This is a genomic window from Croceicoccus pelagius, assembly GCF_001661915.1.
Taxonomy (GTDB): domain Bacteria; phylum Pseudomonadota; class Alphaproteobacteria; order Sphingomonadales; family Sphingomonadaceae; genus Croceicoccus; species Croceicoccus pelagius.
This window is the reverse complement of sequence record NZ_LYWY01000040.1, coordinates 117,537-142,682: the sequence shown is the minus strand read 5'-3', so window position 1 is coordinate 142,682 and position 25,146 is coordinate 117,537. Positions and strand designations below refer to the sequence as shown.

General features: G+C 62.6%; 15 protein-coding genes. 7 read left to right on the top strand and 8 right to left on the bottom strand.

Annotated features, from left to right (window positions below; all coding sequences use genetic code 11):
• Positions 1–101: 101 nt before the first annotated feature.
• Together gatA and gatB are read left to right on the top strand one after the other, a co-directional pair.
• The gene (gatA, locus tag A9D15_RS14870) at positions 102–1,589 is read left to right on the top strand and encodes an Asp-tRNA(Asn)/Glu-tRNA(Gln) amidotransferase subunit GatA (RefSeq protein ID WP_066766381.1); all 1,488 of its coding nucleotides are present in this window, start codon (positions 102–104) and stop codon (positions 1,587–1,589) included.
• Positions 1,589–3,079 (top strand): Asp-tRNA(Asn)/Glu-tRNA(Gln) amidotransferase subunit GatB, encoded by a 1,491-nt coding sequence (gatB, locus tag A9D15_RS14865; protein WP_066766950.1) that lies wholly within the window; start codon positions 1,589–1,591, stop codon positions 3,077–3,079. Before gatA ends, gatB begins: the two co-directional genes overlap by 1 nt.
• 85 nt (positions 3,080–3,164) lie before the next feature.
• Here gatB and A9D15_RS14860 read toward each other — a convergent pair whose 3' ends face one another.
• Complete coding sequence (locus A9D15_RS14860) at positions 3,165–3,467, bottom strand: hypothetical protein (RefSeq protein ID WP_066766379.1); 303 nt, start codon at positions 3,465–3,467, stop codon at positions 3,165–3,167.
• A gap of 199 nt (positions 3,468–3,666) precedes the next feature.
• Between A9D15_RS14860 and clpB the strand changes: the two genes are divergently transcribed.
• On the top strand, positions 3,667–6,246 hold the full coding sequence (gene clpB, locus A9D15_RS14855; protein WP_066766947.1) for an ATP-dependent chaperone ClpB: 2,580 nt from the start codon (positions 3,667–3,669) through the stop codon (positions 6,244–6,246).
• Between the two features lie 79 nt (positions 6,247–6,325).
• On the opposite strand, the gene A9D15_RS14850 is transcribed toward clpB, so the two are convergent.
• Positions 6,326–9,475 (bottom strand): TonB-dependent receptor domain-containing protein, encoded by a 3,150-nt coding sequence (locus A9D15_RS14850; RefSeq protein ID WP_082924521.1) that lies wholly within the window; start codon positions 9,473–9,475, stop codon positions 6,326–6,328.
• A gap of 436 nt (positions 9,476–9,911) precedes the next feature.
• Between A9D15_RS14850 and A9D15_RS14845 the strand changes: the two genes are divergently transcribed.
• The 3 genes from A9D15_RS14845 (at position 9,912) to A9D15_RS14835 (ending at position 15,475) form a co-directional block, all read left to right on the top strand.
• Positions 9,912–12,995, top strand: a complete 3,084-nt coding sequence (locus A9D15_RS14845) for a TonB-dependent receptor domain-containing protein (RefSeq protein ID WP_066766377.1) — start codon at positions 9,912–9,914, stop codon at positions 12,993–12,995.
• A gap of 111 nt (positions 12,996–13,106) precedes the next feature.
• Positions 13,107–13,898, top strand: coding sequence for a hypothetical protein (locus A9D15_RS14840; protein ID WP_066766375.1), 792 nt, complete (start codon positions 13,107–13,109; stop codon positions 13,896–13,898).
• Positions 13,895–15,475 carry a tetratricopeptide repeat-containing sulfotransferase family protein gene (locus A9D15_RS14835; protein WP_066766374.1) on the top strand — a complete coding sequence of 527 codons (1,581 nt, stop codon included), beginning with the start codon at positions 13,895–13,897 and terminating at the stop codon, positions 15,473–15,475. Before A9D15_RS14840 ends, A9D15_RS14835 begins: the two co-directional genes overlap by 4 nt.
• A 155-nt stretch (positions 15,476–15,630) precedes the next feature.
• On the opposite strand, the gene A9D15_RS14830 is transcribed toward A9D15_RS14835, so the two are convergent.
• Entirely contained in the window at positions 15,631–18,597 is a 2,967-nt protein-coding gene (locus A9D15_RS14830; RefSeq protein ID WP_066766372.1) for a TonB-dependent receptor domain-containing protein, read from the bottom strand.
• A 457-nt stretch (positions 18,598–19,054) separates the two neighbouring features.
• On the opposite strand from A9D15_RS14830, the gene A9D15_RS14825 reads away from it, so the two are divergent.
• A complete protein-coding gene (locus tag A9D15_RS14825) occupies positions 19,055–19,507 on the top strand; it encodes a MarR family winged helix-turn-helix transcriptional regulator (protein WP_066766941.1) in 453 nt (150 codons plus the stop codon).
• Between the two features lie 96 nt (positions 19,508–19,603).
• Here the strand turns inward: A9D15_RS14825 and A9D15_RS14820 are convergent, their stop codons facing one another.
• From A9D15_RS14820 to A9D15_RS14800, 5 genes are read right to left on the bottom strand one after another with little or no spacing between them, the layout of a single operon-like run.
• Positions 19,604–20,617: a type II secretion system F family protein gene (locus A9D15_RS14820; protein WP_066766370.1), complete on the bottom strand. Its 1,014-nt coding sequence runs from the start codon at positions 20,615–20,617 to the stop codon at positions 19,604–19,606.
• An 18-nt stretch (positions 20,618–20,635) separates the two neighbouring features.
• Positions 20,636–21,607, bottom strand: a complete 972-nt coding sequence (locus tag A9D15_RS14815) for a type II secretion system F family protein (RefSeq protein WP_066766369.1) — start codon at positions 21,605–21,607, stop codon at positions 20,636–20,638.
• Positions 21,608–21,660: 53 nt separating this feature from the next.
• Positions 21,661–22,926, bottom strand: coding sequence for a pilus assembly protein CpaE (locus A9D15_RS14810; protein WP_066766367.1), 1,266 nt, complete (start codon positions 22,924–22,926; stop codon positions 21,661–21,663).
• A 17-nt stretch (positions 22,927–22,943) separates the two neighbouring features.
• On the bottom strand, positions 22,944–23,606 hold the full coding sequence (locus tag A9D15_RS14805; RefSeq protein ID WP_156521808.1) for a CpaD family pilus assembly protein: 663 nt from the start codon (positions 23,604–23,606) through the stop codon (positions 22,944–22,946).
• Between the two features lie 26 nt (positions 23,607–23,632).
• Positions 23,633–25,144 (bottom strand): type II and III secretion system protein family protein, encoded by a 1,512-nt coding sequence (locus A9D15_RS14800; RefSeq protein WP_082924519.1) that lies wholly within the window; start codon positions 25,142–25,144, stop codon positions 23,633–23,635.
• Positions 25,145–25,146: the final 2 nt, after the last annotated feature.

The following is a 25,146-nucleotide window of genomic DNA, read 5'->3' as shown; positions in this document are numbered from 1 at the left end:
CATCCCCGACATCTGCGCAGCAGCGACCGATCGGGAATCCGGAAACAGGAATCTGGGCGACCTACCGCTCTGGATTTCCGCATTCGCGGGAATGACGTAGAATGACCGAACTTACCGAACTCACCGTCGCTGCCATCCGCACGGGTGTTGCAGGCGGCGATTTCACCGCCGTCGAAGTGGCAGAAGCGTTCAACGCCAATGTCGCCGCGGCCAGCCAGCTCAACGCCTTCATCGTCGCGACGCCGGAAAAGGCGGTCGAGGCCGCACAGGCCGTCGATGCCAAGCGTGCCAAGGGCCAGGACCTTGGCAAGATGGGCGGCGTGCCGATCGGCATGAAGGACCTGTTCGCCACCAACGGCGTGCAGACCACGGCGGCCAGCCACATGCTGGAAGGCTTTGTTCCGCAGTACGAATCGACCGTGTCGCAGAAGCTGTGGGATGCCGGAGCAGGCATGCTGGGCAAGCTGAACCTCGACCAGTTCGCCATGGGTTCGTCGAACGAGACGAGCTATTTCGGCAACGTGATCAGCCCGTGGCGCCGCAAGGATGGCGGCAACGCGGACCTTGCCCCCGGCGGTTCGTCGGGTGGTTCGTCATCTGCCGTGGCGGCGCGGCTGTGCCCGGCAGCGACCGGCACAGACACCGGCGGCTCGATCCGTCAGCCCGCGGCCTTTACCGGCATTTCGGGCATCAAACCGACATACGGTCGTTGCTCGCGCTGGGGGGTGGTGGCCTTCGCCTCCTCGCTCGACCAGGCAGGCCCGATGGCGCGCGACGTCACCGACTGCGCGATCATGCTGGAAGCGATGGCGGGCTTCGACCCGAAGGATTCGACCTCGCTTAATCTGCCGGTTCCCGAGTGGGAAGCGGGCCTCAACCCCGACATGAAGGGCAAGAAGGTCGGCATTCCGCGCGAATACCGGATGGACGGGATGGACCCCGAAATCCTGAAGTCGTGGGACGACGGTATCGCGTGGCTGAAGGATGCAGGCGCAGAGGTTGTCGATATCTCGCTGCCGCATACGAAGTATGCGCTTCCCGCCTACTACATCATCGCGCCTGCCGAGGCTTCGTCGAACCTCGCGCGCTATGACGGCGTGCGTTACGGCCTTCGCGACCTGCCCGAAGGGGCAGGCCTGCAGGACATGTACGCCGCGACCCGCGCCGACGGCTTCGGACCAGAGGTGAAGCGCCGCATCATGATCGGCACTTACGTGCTGTCGGCCGGTTTCTACGACGCCTACTACAACCAGGCCCAGAAGGTCCGCGCGCTGATCGCCCGCGACTTCGAACAGGCATGGTCGCAGTGCGATGTGATCCTCGCCCCGACGTGCCCCAGCGCGGCCTTCGCGCTTGGCGACAAGACAAGCGATCCGCTGTCGATGTATCTCAACGACGTCTTCGCCGTGCCAGCCTCGCTGGCGGGCCTTCCGGCGATGAGCGTGCCCGCGGGCCTCAACAGCGAGGGCCTGCCGCTTGGCCTGCAGATCATCGGCAAGGCCTTTGACGAGCAGGGCGTTCTGAACGCCGGTCTCGCAATCGAACAGCGCGCCGGGTTCACGGCCAAGCCCGAAGCATGGTGGAAGTGATGAGCGAATATCGTATCCAGGGCGCGACGGGCGAATGGGAGGTCGTGATCGGCCTCGAGGTTCACGCGCAGGTCACTTCGAAGGCCAAGCTGTTTTCGGGCGCCGCCACCGCTTTCGGTGCCGAACCGAACACGCAGGTCAGCCTTGTGGACGCCGCGATGCCGGGCATGCTGCCCGTGCCCAACCGCGAGTGCATCCGTCAGGCCGTCCGCACCGGCATGGCCATCGACGCGCAGATCAACAAGTGGAGCCGGTTCGACCGCAAGAACTACTTCTACGCCGATCTTCCGCAGGGCTACCAGATCAGCCAGCTCTACCACCCGCTGGTGGGTGAGGGGTATCTGGACATCGCGCTGGACGACAAGGACCCCGAGAACACCAAGCGAATCGGTGTCGAACGCATTCACGTCGAACAGGACGCGGGCAAGCTGATGCACGATCAGCACCCGACGATGAGCTACGTCGATCTCAACCGTTCCGGCGTAGCGCTGATGGAAATCGTGTCGAAGCCCGACATGCGTTCGCCAGCAGAGGCCGGTGCCTATGTGCGCAAGCTGCGTTCGATCCTGCGCTATGTCGGATCGTGCGACGGCAACATGGAGGAAGGCTCCATGCGCGCCGACGTCAACGTGTCCGTGCGCAAGCCGGGTGACGAGTTCGGCACGCGTACCGAAACGAAGAACGTGAACTCGGTCCGCTTCGTCATGCAGGTCATCGAGTACGAGGCGAACCGCCAGGTCGACGTGATCGAGAACGGCGGCACGGTGGACCAGGAAACCCGTTTGTTCGACCCCGACACCGGCACGACGCGCACGATGCGTTCGAAGGAAGACGCGCACGACTATCGCTACTTCCCCGATCCGGACCTGCTGCCGCTCGAACTCGACGATGCCTTCATCGCCGAATGCCGAGAATCCTTGCCCGAACTGCCCGATGCCAAGCGGCACCGGTACGAGAACGAGCTGGGCCTTTCAGCCTATAATGCCGGACAGCTGACCGCCGACGTTGACGTGTACCAGCGTTACGAGGCGATCCTTGCCGCGACGGCTGCAAAAGTCGGCAAGTCCGAAAGCGATGTTGCCACGCAAGTCGCGAACTGGGTTCTCTCGGTCGCGCCAGGCGTGAAGAACGCGACCGAGGACGCGGACGAGGCGAACGACACGACCGCTGCCAATGCGGGCATCATCGCCCTTTCGGCTGCGGGTACCGTTTCGGGCGGTCAGGCAAAGGAGATCTACGAGATCGTCCTCAAGACCGGCCGCGAACCGGAGGAAATCGCCGAGACCGAAGGCCTCAAGCAGAACAGCGACACCGGCGCGATCGAAGCGGTGGTGGACGAGGTTCTTGCGAGCAATGCCGACAAGGTCGAGGAATATCGCGGCGGCAAGGACAAGCTCTTCGGCTTCTTCGTCGGCCAGACGATGAAGGCCATGAAGGGGCAGGGTAACCCGGCCGTCGTCAACGAAATCCTGAAGGCGAAGCTGGGCTGATTCGGACGCTTCGCCCGAAAGGCACGCAAAAAAGGGGCCGCAGGCATTCAACCTGCGGCCCCTTTTTTGCATATGGTCCGCGGGCTTAGCCCATGCGCTTGCCGGTCATCGCCATCGCGCCGAAGGGTGTGGTCATCTCGCCATTGATCGCTTCGCCATCGACGGTCGCCTTGCCGTCGATCGTCATCGGCATGGGCGCGGTCATCGTGACCTTGAATGTCAGGTCGTTGCCGTCGATCACCCCGTCCTCGATATCGATCGAGCCCATCGGGCCGGTGAACTTCCCGGCAAAGGTCTTGCCGTTATCGCCCGGAACGACCGTGAACGTGCCCGACTGGTCGCCCATCGGGGTCTTGGTGGTGACTTCGTAGGTTCCGCCTACCGACATTCTCGCGCTCCTCTCGACTGCGTATTGCGTGGTCTAACCCGCGGGTTGTTCTGCATCAATTGCATTGCGCCGGCTTGATCCTATGTTTCGGGCACGGGTGAAGATGGCGCACGATCAATAGGCAAAATTTCGTGCGGTCAGTCCTTGTGTTGTAAAATTGCAACACTATCTGAAGTCGGTACTCAGGGAAGGATCAGCGATGAATCTCGAAAAGTTCACCGACCGGGCGAAAGGTTTCCTGCAGGCCGCGCAGACCGTGGCCATCCGCATGAACCATCAGCGTATTTCGCCCAACCATATTCTGAAGGCCTTGCTGGAAGACGGCGAAGGCATGGCATCGGGCCTGATCCAGCGCGCCGGTGGCAATGCCGCACTTGCGCAAGCCGAAGTCGACAAGGCCTTGGCCAAGGTGTCAGCGGTGTCGGGCGGCGGGGCGCAGCAGACGCCGGGGCTGGATAATGACGCCGTGCGCGTTCTGGACCAGGCCGAACAGCTCGCCACCAAGTCGAACGATGCCTACGTTACTGTCGAGCGCCTCCTGCTCGCGCTTACGCTGGCGACGACGACTTCTGCCGGACAGGCGCTGAAGGCTGCGAACCTCACGCCGCAGGCGCTTGAGGCCGCGATCACGACCTTACGCGGCGGTCGCACCGCCGATACCGCGAGCGCGGAGGAAAGCTACGAGGCGATGCAGAAGTACGCGCGCGACCTGACGGCGGCAGCCCTTGAGGGCAAGTTGGACCCCGTTATCGGCCGTGACGAGGAAATCCGCCGCACCGTGCAGATCCTTGCGCGTCGTACCAAGAACAACCCCGTTCTCATCGGCGAACCCGGCGTCGGCAAGACCGCCATCGCCGAAGGGCTTGCCCTGCGCATCGCCAATGGCGACGTGCCCGACAGCCTGAAGGACCGCACGCTCATGGCGCTCGACATGGGCAGCCTCATCGCGGGCGCGAAGTACCGGGGCGAGTTCGAGGAGCGGTTGAAGGCCGTCCTCGACGAGGTGAAGGGCGCCGAGGGGCAGATCATCCTGTTCATCGACGAGATGCACACCCTGATCGGGGCAGGTGCCTCAGAGGGCAGCATGGATGCGGGCAACCTTTTGAAGCCCGCGCTCGCCCGCGGCGAACTGCACTGCATCGGCGCGACGACCCTCGACGAATACCAGAAGTACGTGGAGAAGGACCCCGCGCTGCAGCGGCGGTTCCAGCCTGTCTTCGTGGGCGAACCGACGGTCGAGGACACGATCTCGATCCTGCGGGGCCTGAAGGAAAAGTACGAGCTTCACCACGGCGTGCGCATCACCGATGGTGCGATCGTTGCTGCCGCGCAGCTGTCGAACCGCTACATCTCGGACCGTTTCCTGCCCGACAAGGCCATCGACCTGATGGATGAGGCGGCTTCGCGCATCCGCATGGAAGTGGAATCCAAGCCCGAGGAGATCGAGAACCTCGACCGGCGCATCATCCAGCTCAAGATCGAGGAGCAGGCACTCCAGAAGGAAACCGACACCGCCTCGCAGGATCGCCTTGCGAACCTGCGCGAGGAACTGGCGAATCTTGAGCAGCAGTCGTCCGAACTGACGACCCGCTGGCAGAACGAGCGCGACAAGATCGCCGCCGAGGGCAAGATCAAGGAAGAACTTGATGCAGCGCGCATCGAGCTGGAACAGGCGCAGCGTGCAGGCGACCTCGCCAAGGCGGGCGAGCTTTCCTACGGCAAGATTCCGCAGCTCGAAAAGCAGTTGGAAGAAGCGCAGGGGCAGGCCGAGAACGCGTTGCTGCGCGAGGAAGTGACCGAAGATGACATCGCCGGTGTCGTGTCCAAGTGGACCGGCATTCCCGTCGACAAGATGATGGAAGGCGAGCGCGAGAAGCTCCTCAACATGGAAGACGTGATCGGCAAGCGCGTCATCGGCCAGGAACAGGCCGTCGTCGCCGTATCCAAGGCCGTGCGCCGTGCGCGGGCAGGGTTGCAGGATCCGAACCGGCCGCTGGGCAGCTTCCTGTTCCTCGGCCCGACGGGCGTCGGCAAGACCGAGCTCACCAAGGCGCTCGCCGAATTCCTGTTCGACGACGACAGCGCGATGGTGCGAATCGACATGAGCGAGTTCATGGAGAAGCACGCCGTCGCCCGCCTTATCGGCGCGCCTCCGGGCTATGTCGGGTACGAGGAAGGCGGCGTCCTGACCGAGGCGGTCCGGCGCAGGCCCTATCAGGTCGTGCTGTTCGACGAGGTCGAGAAAGCGCATCAGGACGTGTTCAACGTGCTTTTGCAGGTGCTGGATGATGGCCGCCTGACCGACGGGCAGGGCCGAGTGGTCGATTTCTCGAACACGCTGATCATCCTGACCTCGAACCTTGGCAGCCAGTATCTGGCCAACATGGACGATGGCCAGAAGGTCGAGGATGTCGAGCCGCAGGTCATGGAAGTCGTGCGCGGGCATTTCCGGCCCGAGTTCCTGAACCGTCTGGACGAGATCATCCTGTTCCACCGCCTTGCGGCAGAGCACATGGCCCCGATCGTCGAGATCCAGGTGGGCCGCGTGCAAAAGCTGCTGAAGGACCGCAAGATCGTGCTCGACCTAACGGACGGTGCGAAGAAGTGGTTGGGCCGGGTCGGTTACGATCCTGTCTATGGCGCAAGGCCGCTGAAGCGCGCGGTGCAGCGTTACCTGCAGGATCCGCTGGCCGAGATGCTGCTGGCAGGCGAAATACCCGACGGCAGCACGGTGAAGATCGACGAGGGCGACGGCGCATTGGAAATGCAGGTCGCCTGAACCCTCTTTTCAACCTGCAACGAAAAAGGGCCCCGGTTTCCCGGGGCCCTTTCTTTTTGGCTTACCTGATCTTGAAGGATCAGAACCGCGCCCGGGCGCGAACGAACGCGCGGCGGCCGAGGTAGTCGTAGTAAGTGCCGATGGTCGGTGCCTGACCGATGTGGCTGATCGTGGAGAACACGCTCGACGCACGCGGCGGTGCGGTGTCGAAGATGTTGGCCACGCCCAGCGTCAGATCGAAGTCGCTGGCGACTTCGAGGTTGACCGAGGCATTGTGGTAGAACGTCGTGCCCAGCGTATAGTCCGGGCATACGTTGCCGCCGCGGAAGCCGCTGCGCGGGCAGAGCGTGCCGTAAGTGTCGAGCACGTCTTCCTTGTCCGAGGTCTTGCCGATGACGTCCATGCTCCACAGCACGGTCACGGCCTTGCGGGCCCACGACACTGCAAAGTCGCCGACCCACTTCGGATCGCCCACTTCGCCGTTGTCGTCGCTGATCGTGTTGTCGAACAGGCCGAACTTGTCCTCAAGCTGCCACGTCATCTGCGCCAGGAGGCCCAGTTCGCCCATGTTGCCCAGGTCCTGCGAGAACTGGAGCGTGACGTCGACGGCGCGGTTACGCTGGCTGTCGATGTTCAGGTACGGGTTGCGGATCGTGAGGATGTTGTTGAACGATGTGCTGTTCGGATCGCTGTCGCGAACGAACTGGTCGCAAAGCGGATCGTTCGGGTAGAACTCCGAGTTATAGCACGAGGACACGATGTTGCCGGCACCCAGCTGGGTGACTTCGCCCTTAACCTTGATGTCGATGTAGTCGACCGCAAGGCTGAAGTCCGATCCGCTCCACAGCTGCGGGGTCAGGATGACCGAACCCGACCATGCGCGCGAGGTTTCGGAGTCGAGGACACCGATACCGCCGCCCGAGATCGTCTGCGCGCTCGACCCGACGCCGTTGTAATCGGCCGGAACGCCCGCTGCGGCGCAGTTGTCTGCCAGGCGCTGCGTGACCGCACCGTTGGCAAGGCCCGTACCCCAGCGGATGCAGGGGTCGACCGAAAGCTGGTCGAGGAAGCCGGTCTGGTCCTGCAGGAACTGTTCGTACAGGGCCGGCGTACGGAATGAGGTGCCGTACGAGCCGCGGAAACGCAGCCAGTCGGTGACCTGCCAATTGGCGCCGATCTTGTAGGTGAAGTCCTCGTCGCTGTCGCTCGCGCCATCCGACGAACGTTCGGCATCGACGCGGGTGAAGCGGCCTGCAAGGTTGATCGTGAAGTCTTCCACGAAGGGCACGCCGCCGAAGATCGGCAGTTCGAGTTCGCCGAACGCTTCGTAGGTGTCCGACTTGCCGGCGGTGATGCCCGCGCTGGTCAGGCCCCACGAGTTGCCGGCCAGCGTTGCCGGTCCGGGCGTGTCGGTGATCTCGTCTCGGCGGAACTGGACGCCGACACCAAGCTGCGACATGCCGCCCGGAAGCTTGAACAGGTCGCCCGAGGTAAAGAACTCGGTGCTCCACTGGTCGTAGCGGGTCGTGCCGGTGTCGCGGCCGAACAGGAAGGCTTCCTCTTCGGGCGTGAAGTTGCCGGCCAGCGTTTCGGGGCTGGTCACATCGATGTCGACGCAGGGCACGCCGCGAACCGAAGTCACGGTGCCTTCGCACAACTGCGTGCGGTAGTTCAGCGTTTCGTACGCATCGTTGAAGATGATGTCGCTGGTATAGCTGCCGTCCGAACGGCTGAACTGGCCATAAATGTCCCAGCTCCAGTTCGGGATCATGCTGCCGTAGTCGCCACGCGCGCCGAGAACGCCGCGATAGTAGTCGACCTCGATGTCCTGATCGAACTTGTCGGTCACGATAATCGGCTGCAGCAGGACTTCGCCCTCGAATTCGTCGTTCAGCGGGTCGCCCGAGAAGAGCGCTTCGCTGTCACCGAAGAAGTACGGAAGGGCCGAGTAGCCGGTGTACATCGTCGGGAAGAGTTGGCGCGATGCGTCGACGTGGGTCTTGCGCTTGTTGTAGAGCGCTTCGCCGTAGAGCTCGACGTTGTCGGTGATCTCGTAGGCGCCGTTCGCATAGAGCGTGTAGCGGTCGGTCTTCGGGATGACCGATTCCTTCTGTTCAGCCTCGGGATAAAGGTTCAGCAGGCCGGTCGACGGACCGTCGAAGTTGACGGGGAAGTAGTTCGACGGCGCGCTGAACTGGAACAACTGCGTCGCAGGCGAAAGCGCGGGCAGGAATTCGCCCAGGCGATCGCCACCACGGTCCGGCTGAATGATCTGGATGGCCTGACCGCCCGGCGTGAACAGGTTGCTCGGCGTCGGGATACCGAACGCGCCCCCAACCAGACCGATGTAGTCGTAGGTGAAGATCAGGTTGCCGATCGTGCCGTTGCAGTACGGCTGGCCGGTGCGCGGATCGGTGATGTCGGCACGCTGGCCAGCTTCGTTGACGATGTAGTCCTCGTCGCACGACAGGTAGTCGCGGTCGCGGCGTTCCAGTTCGTTGCGGCGGTAGTAATCGCCGGCAAACATGATGTGGCCGCGGTCGAACACCTTACCCCAGGCAAGGCTGGTCTGGTACGATTCGCCGCCGCCGTCTTCGGTGGGCGATGCGAACAGCGACACGTCGAAGCCGTCGAGGTCCTGGCGGGTCTTGATGTTCACCACGCCGGCAACCGCGTCCGATCCGTAGATCGACGATGCGCCGGTCTTCAGGATTTCGACGTCCGAGATGATAGAGATCGGCAGGACGTTGAGGTCGAACGAGGAGACCGCGCCGCGGGTACCGGCCGGACCGGCACGGCGGCCGTTCAGCAGAACGAGCGTGCGGTTGGCGCCGAGGCCGCGCAGCGACAGCGTCTGTGCGCCGACACCGCCGTCGGTGACGAAGTTCGACGAAAGCGTCGAAGTGATCTGGGTCGAACCGGCCGCCAGAGGCGAGTTCTGCAGAAGGTCGGCAGCGTCGGCCTGACCCTTCTTGATGCCCAGTTCCGGAGAGATGATCTGGATCGGATCGGGGCTGTTGAATTCGGTACGACGAAGGCGCGAACCGACGACGACGATGGCGCCGTCTTCTTCAGCAGCCTGCGGCGTGGTGATGTCGAGGATTTCCTCTTCGCTCTCTTCGGCCTGGGCGAAGGCGGGGGTGGCGATCATCGACAGTGAAATTGCGGCAAAGCCGGTAAGAGCGGTCGTGGCGGACAGGGCGCGCCGCGCCGTATCGTGCTTGAGCATGGAATTCAGTCCCTACGCTTGCGAGGTGGTCACACCCCGGTCCCAACAGCGCGCCGGCACAAGCGACATGACGAGCGCACCTTGGTTGCAGGTATTCCGCTTTAACGGGCCGAAAGCGAGAAACTAGTTACGTTACAAACGATATTCCCTAACGATCGTGTCCGAATCGCAACACGATTGAAATATGTTAATCGGCTTGCCGTCAGGCGCGCCATTTCCAGTGGGAACGATCACATCCAACTGGCGCAATCGCAGCAATTTGCCATCAATTCTCCTCGTTGGTGTTGCCTATGGGGCACAAGTCATTGCCCGAGGCCCTTTTTTATCCATTCGCACTTGCAACGCGTGTTGCACGACGATTTAGTTGGAAATGAAACGTTCGTCTTGCACGGGATTGCGATGGCGTTTGTTTCGTGAACCTAACGGGGACTGAAAAATGAAAAAACTCAGCCTGCTCGGATCGAGCGCGCTATATCCTGTGGCCATGGCAGGTATCGCGATGGGCCTGCCCTCTGCAGCACTTGCCCAAGACGTGGAAGAAACTGTCGAAGACGCCCAGGCAAGCGACGGGGTCATTGTCGTGACCGGTTCGCGCATTGGCGGCATCAACGAATTCAACAGCCCGGATCCGATCACCGTGATCGAACCGGAAGTCGCACGCCGTGAAGGCAAGCTCGACCTCGCCTCCACTCTGCAGAGCTCGCCCATCGCGGCAGGCTCCACCCAGATCACCGCTGCGATCTCGTCCAACTTCGTGACGAGCGGCGGTCCTGGTGCCCAGACGATCGACCTTCGCGGCCTTGGCCCGAACCGTACGCTCGTCCTGCTGAACGGCCGCCGTGCCGGTCCGGCCGGTACCCGTGGCGGCGTGTCGTCCTTCGACCTCAACGTTCTGCCGCAGTCGCTGGCCCAGAACGTGCAGATCCTCAAGACGGGCGCTTCGTCGGTCTATGGTTCGGATGCGGTCGCCGGCGTCGTCAACATCATCACCAAGACCGACACCGACGGTGTCGAGCTGAACTTCAGCTCGTCGGTCCCGCTCGAAGGCGGTGGTGAGGACTACCGCCTCAGCGGCATCTTCGGCAAAACCTTCGATCGCGGCCACATCCTGATCGCGGGTGACTATTCGCATACCAACGAGTTGAAGCGCGGCGATCGCGGTTACCTGGCATGTCCGGAAGCCTACACGTTCCGCGAAGACGGCAGCCGTGCCGATCTTATCGATCCGCGCACCGGCAACTACAAGTGCGAAGACCTTCCCTGGGGCCACGTGTGGACCTACAACCTCGTCGACAACCTCTATCTGCCCGATGGCACGAACACGTCGCCCAACGGCGCGACCGTGCTGATGCAGTACCAGTATCCGGGTGAGACGCTGGGCGTTCCGGGATTTGGCACGCCCGCTTTTGGCAGCGGTGACTTCGGCACTCCGGCAGGGTGGTACCCGGTTGGATATGACACTGCTTCGCAGGCCGTCCTGAATAGCTACCATCCGTTCGTCGAACAGCAGACGATCATTCCGGAAACCGATCTCTACACCGCATATGCGGACGCATCGTATGAAATTTCGGATTCGGTCGAACTGTTCGGTGAGTTCCTGTTCAACCGCCGCGAGACCTATCAGAACGGTTGGCGCCAGTTCTGGAACTTTGGCTACACCGGCGACCTCTATTCGACGGGCGCAGGCAACTACTGGAACACCTGGGGCGACGGCTGGCAGGGTATCAATTACATCAGCCCGACCGCCATCACCGACCAGTCGGATTCGAGCCAGAAGGTCGACTACTACCGCGGCGTTGCGGGGCTGCGCGGCGATTTCGCCGATAACCGCTGGCGTTATGAAATCTACGGTCAGTATTCGCGGTCGAAGGGCAAGTACCGCACTCAGCAGATCCTGCAGGATTCGTACGACATCGGTTACTATCAGGGCTTTGGCCTGCTCGGTTCGTGCGTTGGTACTGTCACTCCGGTCGGCGGGAAGAACTGCGTCGATATTCCGTGGACCGACCCTTATTTCCTTGCAGGTCAGCTGACCCCCGAACAAATCGACTTCCTGTTCGACTGGGAAGAAGGCCAGACGACCTACACGCAGAAGACCGTCGAAGCATCGCTTTCGGGCGAGCTGTTCGATCTGCCTGCAGGCCCGCTGGGCGTTGCGTTCGGCGTCAACGCGCGTGAAGACAAGATCAATGACATCCCGGGCGAGATCACCCGTTCGGGTAACGCATGGGGTACCTCCACTTCGGGTATCACGGCGGGCAAGTCGCTGACGACCGAAGCCTTTGCGGAAATCAACGTCCCGATCCTGGCCGACCGTCCGTTCTTCGAGGAACTGACCCTTTCGGCTGCTGGCCGCCTGACCAATGTGAAGGCGACCCGCAAATCGGACGGCGTGAGCGATTCCGACAACGGCAACTTCACCTACAAGCTGGGTCTCAATTGGGCGACGACCGACTGGCTCCGCTTCCGCGGTTCCTATGGCACTTCGTTCCGTGCACCGGCGCTGTTCGAACAGTTCCTGGCGGACGAGACCTTCTCGGTCAGCCAGCGTGCCGACCCGTGCCGCCAATGGGGCAATGCCCTTGCCACCGGTGCGATCTCCCAGCGCGTGGCAGACAACTGCGCGGCCGACGGCGTCCCGCCTACGCACCTGGGTGCTGGCGTTACGGCAACGGGCGTGTCGAGCGGTGGTCTCGGCCAGCTGGAATCGGAAACGTCACGCGCCTTCGTCGTCGGCGGTGTTCTTACCCCGCAGATGCCGGCCGGGACGCGTGTCAGCCTTTCTGTCGACTACTTCGACATCAAGGTTAAGGGCGAAATCGCGCAGCTGGGTGCGTCGAACATCCTGTTCGGCTGCTATGATTCGGAAAACTTCCCGAACGATCCGCTCTGCTCGCTGTTCGAACGCGGCCAGACTGCAAACGCGGACAATATCTCGGTCGTCTACGACAAATTCGTGAACATCGCGACGCAGCGTAACACCGGCCTCGATTTCGCACTCGACGTTCGCCAGGATCTCGGCAGTGCCGGAACCCTGTCGTTTACCGCCGATGCAACGTACCAGATCAAGGACGATACGCGTCTTCTGCCGGGTTCACCCCTGCAGTCGGACAACGGAGAGGCGGGCTCGCCCAAATGGGTTGCCGACTTCCGCGCGAACTGGAACACGCCGGGGAATCTCAGCTTCTTCTATGGTATCAACCTGATCGGCAGCACGTCTAACGTCTCGGATTTTAAGGACGACTACGGTGGCGACACGTGTATCGATTCTACGATCTACGGTCGTTACTGCCCGGATCTCACGACGCCGACGACGTTCTATCACAACGCCTCTGTAACGGCGACGGTGGACGATGCGTTCGACATCACGCTGGGCGTAAACAACCTGTTCAACACCCGCCCGCCGCGCGTGTCGGTGCTGAACGGTGGCCAGATATCGATGATCGGCCCGGTCGTCGCCGCCTCGCAATACAGCTTGGTCGGACGCCGCGCGTTCATCAACGTGGCGGCCAAGTTCTGATCTTCGCGTCAGAACACGACTGCTGAACAAGAACCGGGCGGCATGGCGACATGTCGCCCGGTTTGCTATCCGGGGCAGGCAAATCCCCCGAACATTTTTCAAAGAGAGACCATGGCCAGCATCTGGGTGAAATCCGACAACCTCGACGAGGCGAACGGGCGCTTCGAACAGACCCGGCTGGAAGTGCCGGTCTTCCTCAATTCGGTTCCCAAGAGCGGGAGCCACCTGCTGCGCAACATCATGCGGATGTTCGTTCCGGTGGAGCAGCAGTACAAGGCCGACTTCATCCAGTGGGCCAACATGCAGCAGCACCTGAAGGCCTTCGACCCGGCCAACCCGATGCTGAGCTGGGGGCACCTGTTTCTCGCCGATGCCTCGGCGATAGAGACCGCGCCGGCGCGCCGCATCCTGCTTTACCGCGACCCCTATGATTGGGTGCTCGCCCGCGCGCGGTTCTTCGTGTCGGACCAGTTTTCCGGCAATCTCGACCATATCAAGGGCGGCAAGCTGAGCGCGGACGAACTGATCACGATGATGATCTTCGGCCTGCCTGGAAAGGCGCCGAGCTTGCGCGACATCTACGAAATGAACGCCGCCGCCTGGCTGGGTGCGCGCTGCTACCCCATCCGGTTCGAGGACTTGCGCGAGGCCGTGGGCGACCTTGCCAGCAAGCGGGCCGAAGGCTTCTTCGAAAGTCTGTTCGACGCCTCCGGCCTGGCGCTGCCCGAAGACTGGCGCGAACGTGTCGCCGTCGGTTCGGCCCCTGAAAACAGTGGCACCGCGCGCGAGAACCTGACAGGTATCGGCCTCGATTTACCTGATGAATTGTCTGCGCGTCACAAGGCGTTGGTCGATTACCACGTTCCCGGCCTTCGCCACCTGCTCGGTTACGGAGAAGCATGATGGCAAGCGTTGCCGCATTCCCCGGCCTTGCACAGGCGCAGGCGTTGCTGGACGAACAGCGCCCCGAACAAGCCGCGCAGGCGATCATGGCGCACCTGCGCCAGCACAAGGACGAACCCCGCGGGCTGGCCATGCTGGGCCAGACTGCCGCGATGATCGGCGCCCTGGGGCAGGCCGAACATTTCATGCGCAAGGCGCTGGCGACAGGGTACGACACGCCCGAACTGCGCAGTGCGTTCATCACCGTGCTCCTGCGCCGCGAAAAGGTGCCGGAGGCGCTGGCGCTTCTGGAAAAGGCGATCGAGCAGGGCGGGGAAGACAACTTCCGCACGCTCTACAGCGGCGTGCTGACCAAGATCGGCCGCAGCGACGAAGCGTTGGAACTGCAGCAGGAACTGGCGGCAGCAGATCCGAAGAATCCACAGCACCAGATCGCGCTGGGCCACAACTTGCGCGCCGCCGGGCGAGTTGACGAGGCAGTGGAGACTTTCCGCAAGGCCATAGCCCTGGCAGAAGGCGCTGGCGATGCGTGGTGGGCGCTGGCCTCGATCCGCAAGAAGGTGCTGACCGACGACGAGGTCATGCAGCTAAAGCGCCTCGTCGCCCACGCGCGCGAGGATCGAAATGCCGCCTCGGTCCATTTCGCGCTGGCTCGCGCACTGCACGAACGAAGCGACTACGAAGGGGCCTTTGCCCACTACGAAAAGGGCAACTGGCTGCGCGCGGAAAGCATCGGTTATGACGCGGCCGAATTGCGCGAGGAAGTGGCCCAGACCCGCCAGATCGCGACGGCACAGTGTATTGCCGCGTTCCCCGATGCACCGGTTGGCGACGTGACGCCGGTCTTCATCGTGTCGCTGCCCCGTTCGGGTTCCACCTTGCTCGAACAGATGCTCGGCTCGCACCACCAGATCGAGGCCGTGGGCGAATTGCAGTACGTGCCAGCGATCCTTCGTGCAATGCTGGAGGCGGCGACGATGCGGCAGAAGATGACGGTGCCGCAGCTCGTCGCTTCGCTCACGGACCACCAGGCGCAGGCGATGGGACAGGACTATCTGCGCCGCGCGGCCCTGCACCGGCAGAGCGCGAATCCGTTTTTCATCGACAAGCTGCCCCACAACTGGAGCAACGTGTTCCTGATCCGCCGCATCCTGCCGCAGGCGAAGATCATCGACATCCGCCGCCCGGCGATGGACTGCTGTTTTGCCAACTTCACGCAGTCGTTCACCGACGCGCACTCATCGTCATTCGCGCTGGAGCATATCGGGCGCACTTATGTCGATTACGTCGACTACATGGCGCACTTCGACGAGGCCGCGCCGGGGCTGGTCCACCACATCGATTATACCCATTTGATCGAGGAGCCGGAGCCGATCTTGCGCGCTGCGCTGGACCATGTGGGCGTCGAATGGGATCCTGCGGTGCTCGAATATCACAAGCTCGAACGATCGGTCCGCACGCCTAGTAGCGAGCAGGTGCGTCGCCCGCTGAACCGCGACGGCATGGCAGTGTGGAAGCCCTATTCGAAGTGGCTCGATCCGCTGCGCGAGGCGCTGGGGTCGCTCGCCGAGGGTTGATTCCCGACCAGTCAGAACGAAGGGCGTCGCAAACTGCTTCCGGCGCCCTATTTTGTGCGCATCGTGCGGGGCAGGGGGCTGTGCCGCTGACGAAGTGCATAAGAAAAGGGCGGGGATTGCTCCCCGCCCTTTCCGTTTTCCGGTTGTGACCGATCTTACAGGGTGAACTTGGCACCTGCGTAGAACCGGCGACCCAGCGGATCGTAGGTTCCGGTGTCGGTTTCCATACCCGTGGTCACGAGACCACCGGCATAGACGGGATCGTTGTCGAGGACGTTGTCGACGCCGACGAAGAACTCGTAGCGATCGGCGACCTTGAAGCGCGTCTGCAGGTCGAGATAGAACTCGTCGTGCCAACGGTAGTCTTCGTAGCCTTCGTCACCCTTGCCAACGCCGGTCAGCTGGTCATCGAGGTAAGCCGGACCAAAGTAGGTGCCGGTTGCCGCGAAGCTGACGTTGCCGAAGTCCAGGAATGCCTGTGCCGTGAAGCGATCCTTCGAAGCACCGACTTCACCCACGAACGGGTCCTTGCTTTCCGGCTGAGCCGTCAGCGGGATCAGGTAACCGTCGAGCAGGTGCGAGTAGTTCAGCGTGAAGTTCAGGCCCGCATCTTCGCCGAGGAACGGCAGGTCGGTGCGGTAGGCGAACTTCACGTCGATACCTTCGGCCTTGTAACCACCCGAGTTCGTCGGACCGGTGTTCACTTCATCAAGCGAACCGGCCGAGTACGGACCGATGGCGGTCGGACGACGCGTGACGAACTGACAGAAGTCGTTCTGGCCGCTCTGATAGCACTGGTTCAGGATGAACTGGCGCGGGGTCAGAACGATCGCGTCGCTGATCTTCACGTTGTAGTAGTCAACCGACAGGCTCATGTTGCGGAGCGCATCGATCGAGGTCGGTGCGATGACCACACCGGCAGTGAAGGTCTTGCCCTTTTCTTCCGAAAGATCCGGGTTACCACCGTCGAAGCCGGTCACGCCCTGCGTGTCCGAAGTGCCGTTCAGGGTGAACACGCCGCCGTTAAGCGCAGCGTTCGCCTGGACGCCAGGATCGGCGAAGCAGTTCTGGGCGAGGGCCGAACCGTCCTGGCTCACGGCGGAGCAGGGGTCGGTCAGCGTCGGGAAGGTCTGGCTCAGGCCCGAGTACAGTTCGCTGATGTTCGGAGCGCGGACGGTTTCGGCGTACATCGCACGGAAGCGAATGTCGCGAACCGGAGCGATCTCACCGCCAGCGTTCCAGCTGAAGGTGCCACCAACGGTGCTGTAGTCCGAGTAGCGGGCTGCCGCACGAACCGAGGCATCATAGATGAAGCTGTCCTGCACGAGCGGGACCTTGATTTCACCGTAGATTTCCTTGACGTCGAACGAACCGCTCGTCGGGGGAAGGGCGTTACCTGCGTTCAGACCGCGCTGCGAAAGGACGTCCCAGATGTCGGACGACTTTTCCTTGCGGTATTCGACGCCGGCAGTGACCTGGATCGGGTCGGCACCTTCGTAGAGCGAGAACAGATCGCCGCCAACGAATGCACCGGTCTGGATCTGGCTGACCTTCGCGTTGAAGGTAGTCGGAGCCGCGAGGTATGCAAGCGAGTCGCCGGTGATCGAGTTCTGGCCAAACCAGTTGGTCGGAACACAGCCCTGTGCAACCGCGTCGGGATCGGCGCACATGTAGCCGCCGTTGCCGTCCGGAACGATCTGGGCAGCAAGACGGGCATTCGGCGTGTTGATCTGGCCGTTGCCCAGCTGGGTCTGCTTGGTGCGTCCGTAGTTGAAGAAGACTTCGTAGTTCCACGCCGAACCGAATTCGCCGTTCACACCGGTGACGATGCGGAAGGTGTCACGATCCGCCGACGAAGCACGCGGACCGAAGTCGGTCAGACGCTTCGTGAAGAACAGATCGCGCAGGCCGTCGCCATTGGTGTCCGATGCGTCGTTGTAGATCGCGTCGGGAACGTACGGGTTGCGGAAGATCGTACCATCGGGAAGATAGGTTTCGATCGGCATCTGGCCGTCGCCCCAGATATCTTCCGAAGCAAGCGGGAACGGTTCGATGTTCGAGTTCACGCTCGTCGAGGCATAGGTGCCCTGAACGAAGACGTTGGCCGATTCCGACAGTTCGTAGTTCGCGTTCAGCGACAGCGAGAAACGTTCGGTCGGGGCGGCGAGGTAACGATAGAAGGTGCGGTTGAAGCCCGTCGGACCCGTACCGGTACCAAGTGCGCTCGAGCACGACGTGCCGTTGGTGGTCGTGCAGGGCTGCAGGACACCGGCGGGCGCATACGTGAACGCATAGTTGTCGGTGAAGTAGGTGCCGAACGGCGAGTAGCTCGACAGGAACGGCTCGACCGGGGTCTGGTAGTCACCGCCGAAGAACAGTTCCGAGAGGCTGTCCTGCTCGGACGGGCCGGCTTCGGTCTTGTGGTTGCGCAGGAAGGCTTCGCCTTCGTACGTGTAACCTGCGTGAACCGTGGCGTTACCGCGGCCGTCGGCGAAGTTGCCGCCAACCAGCAGGCCGAGGGTGTACTCTTCCGAGTCGCCCGCTTCGGTGATACCGGCCGAAGCTTCTGCCTGGACGCCTTCGAAGTCCTTCTTCGTGATGAAGTTGACAACACCGGCGACAGCGTCCGAACCGTAAATTGCCGAACCCGAACCCGAGGTCAGGATGTCGACGCGTTCGATGAGCGCGGTCGGGATGGCGTTGAGGTCGACCGCGGACGAACCGGGGAGACCCGAAACGAAGCGGCGGCCGTCGACGAGGACCAGGGTGCGGTTAACACCGAGGTTACGCAGGTCGATGGTCGAGATGCCCGTTGCGCTGGTGGAGAACGAAGTGTTCGTACGCGACAGGGTCGGCGTACCGAAAACCGGGTTGCGGAGCAGCGTTTCCTGGATGTTCACCGCACCGGTGGCTTCGATCGACTGCTCATCGATGACCTGGACCGGAGCAACGGTTTCGAAATCCGTGCTCTGGATACGCGAACCGGTGACGACGATGGTGTTGGCCATCGGTGCATCGGATTCGTCGTCCTGGGCGAAAGCAGGCGCAGCCATGGTGGTCAGCGTGATCGCCGACAGCGCGGTGCCCACAAGGGCGCGCTTCATGATCGTGCTAGTCTTCATTGTGAATGTAGTCCCTTCGCAATGTGTCCCGACCGGATAAAAAGGTCGGGATCGGTACCCGACCGCGAATTGCTCGCGCGACGGGAATTTGCCGGACATCCATCATCGGCGTGTCATTTGCAAAACCCGATAGTTGCATCTGGAACATTTGAGCGGGGGGTGTTGCGCCTTCGCAACAATAAGGGCGCCGGCAACCCTGGTCGGGACGATTCCGATCGCGAGTCACGGCCTGCCCACAAGCGATCTGTCAACGCCTTGTGATCGGGTGGAATCTTGGGAAAACGTAGCGGAAGGACAAGGGCGTTTGCGGTGCGCCCTCGTGATGTCTCCTTACGCTTGAAACCACTTTATGCCGGATGCCCGTCAAACTGGAATCTTATGTTGTCCACATGCAACAGTGCATTTCGGTTGTTACTTTTTGTTGGCACTCGACTTCGCATTTCGTATCACGCTCCACATGCCCCGTGATAATGCACGCCTTGCCGACTTCCTTCCGTACCGTCTTTCGGTCACTTCGAACGCGGTGAGCAACCGCATCGCGGTCGAGTATCGCGCGCGGTTCGGGGTCAATGTTCCCGAGTGGCGGGTCATGGCGGTCCTGGGCGACGTCGGCTCTTTGACGCAGCGACAGCTCGTCGGTGCGACGTTCATGGACAAGGTTGCCGTCAACCGCGCCTGCAAGGTGCTGGTCGACCGAGGCCTCGTCGAACGGCGGCCTAACGACAGCGACGGACGCTCGCATATTCTCGAACTTACCGCATCGGGCCGCGAGATGCATGGTCAGATCATGCCGCTGGCGATGGGGATGGAGGAACGCCTGCTCGAATGCCTGACCGCGGCGGAGCAACGCAACTTGCGGAAAATCCTCGACAAGCTTTTCGCACAGGTCCGCGACACCGACATCAGCTAAGGCGCTTTTCGCACATCGCTTCTGGGAAAAGGAAAGGGCGCCGGGCTTTCGCTAGCCCGGCGCCCTTCGCCGTTGTCGGTTCCGAAACTCTGGACCTTACTTGGTGGCCGGGTTGTTGCCGCCCATCAAGGCATCGGAGATCGAGCAGGCCGCCGGCCCAAGGATCACGACGAAGAGAACGGGCAGGATGAACATGATCAGCGGAACGGTCATGATCGCGGGCAGGCGGGCGGCCTTTTCCTCGGCGCGCATCATGCGTTCGTTGCGGAATTCCGCCGAAAGGACGCGCAGCGCGCTCGACAGCGGGGTACCATAACGTTCGGTCTGGACCATCGTGGTGGTCACGCCCTTCACCGCTTCCAGATTAACGCGATAGGCCAGGTTGTCGAAGGCCATCTTGCGTTCGGACAGGAACGACAGCTCGATCGAGGTCAGCGCGAATTCGTCCGACAGTTCGGGATAGGCGCGGCCCAGTTCCTTGGCGACGCGGCCGAAGGCGCTGTCGACGGTGAGACCGGCCTCGGCGCAGATGACCAGAAGATCGAGCGCGTCGGGAAGGCCCTTGCGGATCGCGTCGGTGCGCTTGGTGATGATGTTCTTCAGGTAGATGTCCGGCGCCTTGTAGCCGAAGATCAGGATACCCGCGAACGTCATGAAGCGGCGTAGCGAACCCCATTCGGGAAACATGTTCGACCAGTAGCAGACCATTGCGCCGGCAAGGCCGAACACGATCATCATGATGGGACGCGCAGCGACGACGACGTATGCCAGTTCCTTGCGGCGGATACCGGCCTGCATCAGCTTCTGCTCGATGTCCTTGATCTGCGAATCCTGCAGCATCTTGAGCGAGCCGAGGACGTCGCGGATCTTGTTCGTGACATCGGTCTTGCGGCGGATCGAGCGGCGCACGTTGACCGTGCCCATCAGGCCTGCCTTCAAGTCTTCGCGGCGGGCGTTGAGCGATTTTACGCGCTTGGCCATCGGGTCGCGGACGGTGACCGCGGCATAGACTGCCATCATCATGGCAAGGGCAGCGACGCCTGCAAGGACGGTGCCGACGAAGATGACGTCGAAACCGAGAAGCGTGGGACCGGCGGGGTTGTTGACCATTGTTCGTGCCTTTCCCGATCAGATCTCGAAGCTGACCATTTTGTACATGATGAAGCCGCCGATGCTCATCCACACCATGGCGCCCAGGCCGGCCACGATCAGGCGGTCGTCGGTGAAGAAGCCGCCCAGGTATTCCGGGTTCAGCATGTAGACGAGCGTGAACACGATGAAGGGCAGGGCACCGACGATATAGGCGGATGCCTTGGCTTCCGAGCTCATCGCCTTGATCTTGAGCTTCATCTGCGCGCGCTTGCGAAGCACGTCGGCAAGGTTCGACAGCGTCTCGGCAAGGTTACCGCCAGTCTCGCGCTGGATGGCGAGCGAGATGCAGAAGAACTTGAATTCGGCAAGGTCAAGCTTGTCGGCCGTTTCCTGCAGCGCATCGTCCAGCGTCTTGCCGACCTTGACCTTGTCGACGACGTCCTGGAACTCCTCGCCCACGGGTCCGGGGACTTCCTTGGCGACGACGCCAAGCGTCTCGGTCACGGGAAGGCCAGAACGCAGGCCGCGGACCAGCAGTTCGATGGCGTCGGGAAACTTCGTGTTGAACGCTTTCGTGCGCTTGCCGATGAGGTATTTGACGGCAAGATGCGGAATCCCTGCGCCCAGTGCTGCGCCGACGGCAAGGCCAAGCAGCGGCGCGCCGAACTTGAGTATGATCGGCAGCGCGACGGCCAGCGCGATGCCGCCCGATGCGTAAAAATACTGCTGGACCGTCCATTCCTTGCCCGTGCGTTCCAGGCGCAGCGCAAGCGCCGCGATCTTCGAATCCGCACCGGCCGCGGTGTGAGGCTTGAAGCGACGGGCCGCGATCGCCTTTTTGAATTGCGCCTCTACCTTGGCCTCGCCGTTTTGCGAATGGCGCAGGCGCATCTGCTGAAGACGGCGGTTCTGCGTGCGATTGGCAGCCGACCCGTAAAGCAGGACGTAGGCGATGAACATGATCGCGAACAAGCCAAGGGTGATTACGCCGATTTGCGCGATGTCCATCGTCCTGGTCCTTACAAGTCTAATCTACGTCGTTCAGTTTCGGATCGAAGGCGTTACGCCTTCTGCTTGGAACCAAGCATCGAGCCGAGGTTGAACTTGTCCATCAGCGAACCCTTCGCCTCGCCCTTTGCGACCGGGGCATCGGTGCCGTGTGCCGCGATGGACTTGCCCAGATCGCGCAGGACCGCAGTGGCCTTGCTCGAACGGTTGGCTTCGACGAAAACCTGGCCGAGCTTGGCCGCGTGAACGGCGGCCTTCACGTCGGCCGGGATCACGTAGTCGATCTTGCGTTCGATCGAGGCTTCGAAGTCTGCGCGGCTGATCTCACCAGCGCCCTGTGCGACGCGGTTGGCGACGATGATCGGGCGCATGTGTTCGGCATGGCTCGACACCCACGACAGAATGCGGATCGCGTCGCGGGCCGAGGCCAGCGTCAGTTCCGTCGCGAGGACGAAGACGTCCGCCCCGTTCAGGATGTGCGGGAAGTTGATCAGCATGTTGCGCGGCAGGTCGACGACGGTCATGTCGAAGGCCTGGCGGAACTCGTCTTCAAGCTGCACGAAGGCTGATCCGTCGGTCATCAGCGGCGTGTGGATCGGCGCTTCGGCCGAAAGGACGGCGAGGTGATCGTTCGCACGCACCATGGCACGTTCGATGAACAGGCCATCGATGCGGCTGGGGTTGTCGATGGCATCGGTCAGGCCGCGGCCCGGTTCAAGGTCCATCGTCAGCGCGCCGGTGCCGAAATGGACGTCGAGGTCCAGGAGGGCGGTCGGCAATTTGTGCTCGGTCGAGAACATCCATGCCAGCGAAGTCGCGATGGTCGAAGCGCCGACGCCTCCGCGCGTTCCCACCACAGCGGTCATCACGTGATCGCGCGCGGCCTTGCTGTCGCTCGACGAGCGGGGCGCCGAGAACGTGGTCTGCGCCTGGATTAGCGCATCGCGCAGCATTTCCTCGGTCAGCGGCTTGATCAGGTAGTCCTGGATGCCGCTGGCGACGAGGTCGCGATAAAGGCGTACGTCGTTGACCTGGCCAACGGCGAGAACGACGGTCCCCGGTTCGCAAACCTCGGCGAGCGCGTTGATGTCGCTCAGCGGGTCGCCGCATTCCGAAAGATCGACCAGAAGGATCGACGGGCTTGCCGAGACCGACAGGGTCTGGACCGCGTTGCGAAGTCCGCCCTTGTGGCACTTTTCATGCGGCATGCCGAGTTCGGACGCGGTGTTGCGCACGACATCGATGGTGGCCTCGTCGCAAACGAAGGCGGCGAAGGCGTCGCGGTCGGAGCCCGATCCGGGATTCCAGGGAGCATTCATCGTTCTATCCTCCTGCCTTATTCGTCGGACGCGACTTCGCTGACCGTGTTGCCCTTGCCGGTGGTCGGGGCGTCACGATAAGCTTCGATCGCCTTGGTCGAGCTCATCACGACCGTCTCGCCGGAACCGCGCTGACCACGCAGCAGGTCCTCGGGATCGGCGATCATCGCCGCGAGGTTGCCGTTGATCGAGCAGCCGTAACCGGGGCTGGTCGCGTTGTTGGGGTTGGAGTCCGAATTTGCCGACCAGTTCGGGCAGTTCGGCACCGATGCGACCGAACGGGTCACGACGACACGGGCCATGCCCGCACCGACTGCGCCCTCGGTAACCGGTGCGCCATCGGTCATGATGAAGCCCTCACGGCTGGCGATCGACTTCAGGTCGTCGCGGGCCGCGATGGAGATCATGCTGGAGTCCAGCGAGACCTTGTCGCCATATCCGAGATCGAGAGCCTCGAACCAGTCGGTCAGGCGGCGTTCCTCGCTCGACGGGACGCCCGAGGCGTTCGTCTGCACGTCGAAGACGTAGTTGGTGCGCGATACGACCGGCTGGTTCAGCGAGTAGAGCGACTGGTTGGTCGCAACCCCGCCGGCGCAGCCCGACAGGCCGAGAGCGGCAACGATAGCCAGCGTGACCGGGCGGATCTGCCGAAGCCGGGCGGTCTTATGTTTCGTGTTCATGGTCATCTACCTTGCTCCTCGGCAAATCAGAACGAGAACCCGGGGTTCGAACCGGTCGCATCGGCGCTGCGAACCGGCTGGCTCGACGGGGTGCCTTGTGCGGGCGAAGCGGCGCTGATGCCGGGGCTTACCTGCGTGTCGACGGCGGTGGGCATCGGGCGCTTGATCCCGGTGTCCTTGCTCCACTTGTTGAGCAGCAGGCGCTCGATCTCGCCGGGGGTGGCGTAGCCGTCGGTCGGCAGGACGATGTCCTTCGCGTCGACCGGCTTCACCAGATACGGCGTCACGACGATGACCAGCTCGGTCTCGCCCTTGCGGAACGAGTTCGAGCGGAACAGGTTGCCCAGGATAGGAATGTCACCCAGGCCCGGGGTCTTGTCGATCGTCGAGTTGTTGAAGTTCTGCAGCAGGCCGGCGATCATGAAGCTCTGGCCGGAGCCGAGTTCGATCGTCGTTTCCGCGCGGCGCACGGTGAGAGCCGGGACCTGCACGTCGCCGAGCGTGATCGCACCCGAGCTCGACAGTTCCGACACTTCCGGACGGACACGGACCGAGATGCGGCCATTGGCGAGCACCGTCGGGGTGTAGGACAGGCTGACGCCGTACTTCTTGTATTCGATCGCAGTCGAGCCGAGGCCGCTGCTGATCGGGATCGGGTATTCGCCGCCCGCCAGGAAGTCGGCCGTTTCGCCCGAAAGGGCGGTCAGGTTCGGTTCGGTGATCGTGGTGACGAGGCCTTCGGTCTCGCCGACGTCAAGTGCGCCGGCCAGGTCGAGACCGAGGAACTTGCCGACGCCGCCAAGCGTGGTGGCAGCGCCCTGGCCGATCAGCGTGGAGCCGCCGGCCTGTGTGCCGCCGGTGAACAGACCGGTTCCGACCGTCCATGCGGGCAGGAAATCGCCGCGGCCCTGCGCGACGCCGAACTTGAAGCCGTCGGTGCCGTCGTAGGTGTTGACGCTGGCGTTGAGTACGCGGACGAGCGAGCGGCTCACTTCGGCGAAGCGGACGCGCAGGTTGACCTGCAGCGGCGTCGTCAGGCGCAGGCGGCTGATTACGTTGGTCCCTTCGCCGACGAAGGCGGAGACGAGGCGTTCTGCCTCTGCCGCGTCTTCGGGGGCGGCGACGGTGCCGGTCAGCAGGACCGTGTTGTTCATCGTCGCGGTGGTGATGTTCGCTTCCGGCATCGCCAGGCCCAGCATCTGGTCGATGCTGTCGATGTTGTTCCCGACGCGGACGTTGGCCGACCAGACGATGTTACCTGCCGAATCGCTGGCATAGACCGTGGTCTCGCCCGCCTTCTTGCCGAACAGGTAGATCTGGTTGGTGGCCTTCACCTGGACATCGGCGACGGCTTCGTCGGCGATGAAGATGTCGGTCATCCGGCCGCTGACGTTGACCAGCTGGCCGCGTCCGATCGAGATGACGATGTCGTTGGCCGGGCGGGCAGCCTGCGCTGCGGCAGTGGTAGCCGTTCCGGCCAGGCCTACGGGCGCCAGTGCGGTGGCGGCGAAGGCGATGCTGGCGAGCATGCGTTTCATCT

Excerpts from the sequence above, each read along its gene's own strand:
- gatA (WP_066766381.1), top strand. The coding sequence starts at position 102 with ATGACCGAACTTACCGAACTCACCGTCGCTGCCATCCGCACGGGTGTT.
- gatB (WP_066766950.1), top strand. The coding sequence starts at position 1,589 with ATGAGCGAATATCGTATCCAGGGCGCGACGGGCGAATGGGAGGTCGTG.
- A9D15_RS14860 (WP_066766379.1), bottom strand. The coding sequence starts at position 3,467 with ATGTCGGTAGGCGGAACCTACGAAGTCACCACCAAGACCCCGATGGGC.
- clpB (WP_066766947.1), top strand. The coding sequence starts at position 3,667 with ATGAATCTCGAAAAGTTCACCGACCGGGCGAAAGGTTTCCTGCAGGCC.
- A9D15_RS14850 (WP_082924521.1), bottom strand. The coding sequence starts at position 9,475 with ATGCTCAAGCACGATACGGCGCGGCGCGCCCTGTCCGCCACGACCGCT.
- A9D15_RS14845 (WP_066766377.1), top strand. The coding sequence starts at position 9,912 with ATGAAAAAACTCAGCCTGCTCGGATCGAGCGCGCTATATCCTGTGGCC.
- A9D15_RS14840 (WP_066766375.1), top strand. The coding sequence starts at position 13,107 with ATGGCCAGCATCTGGGTGAAATCCGACAACCTCGACGAGGCGAACGGG.
- A9D15_RS14835 (WP_066766374.1), top strand. The coding sequence starts at position 13,895 with ATGATGGCAAGCGTTGCCGCATTCCCCGGCCTTGCACAGGCGCAGGCG.
- A9D15_RS14830 (WP_066766372.1), bottom strand. The coding sequence starts at position 18,597 with ATGAAGACTAGCACGATCATGAAGCGCGCCCTTGTGGGCACCGCGCTG.
- A9D15_RS14825 (WP_066766941.1), top strand. The coding sequence starts at position 19,055 with ATGCCCCGTGATAATGCACGCCTTGCCGACTTCCTTCCGTACCGTCTT.
- A9D15_RS14820 (WP_066766370.1), bottom strand. The coding sequence starts at position 20,617 with ATGGTCAACAACCCCGCCGGTCCCACGCTTCTCGGTTTCGACGTCATC.
- A9D15_RS14815 (WP_066766369.1), bottom strand. The coding sequence starts at position 21,607 with ATGGACATCGCGCAAATCGGCGTAATCACCCTTGGCTTGTTCGCGATC.
- A9D15_RS14810 (WP_066766367.1), bottom strand. The coding sequence starts at position 22,926 with ATGAATGCTCCCTGGAATCCCGGATCGGGCTCCGACCGCGACGCCTTC.
- A9D15_RS14805 (WP_156521808.1), bottom strand. The coding sequence starts at position 23,606 with ATGAACACGAAACATAAGACCGCCCGGCTTCGGCAGATCCGCCCGGTC.
- A9D15_RS14800 (WP_082924519.1), bottom strand. The coding sequence starts at position 25,144 with ATGAAACGCATGCTCGCCAGCATCGCCTTCGCCGCCACCGCACTGGCG.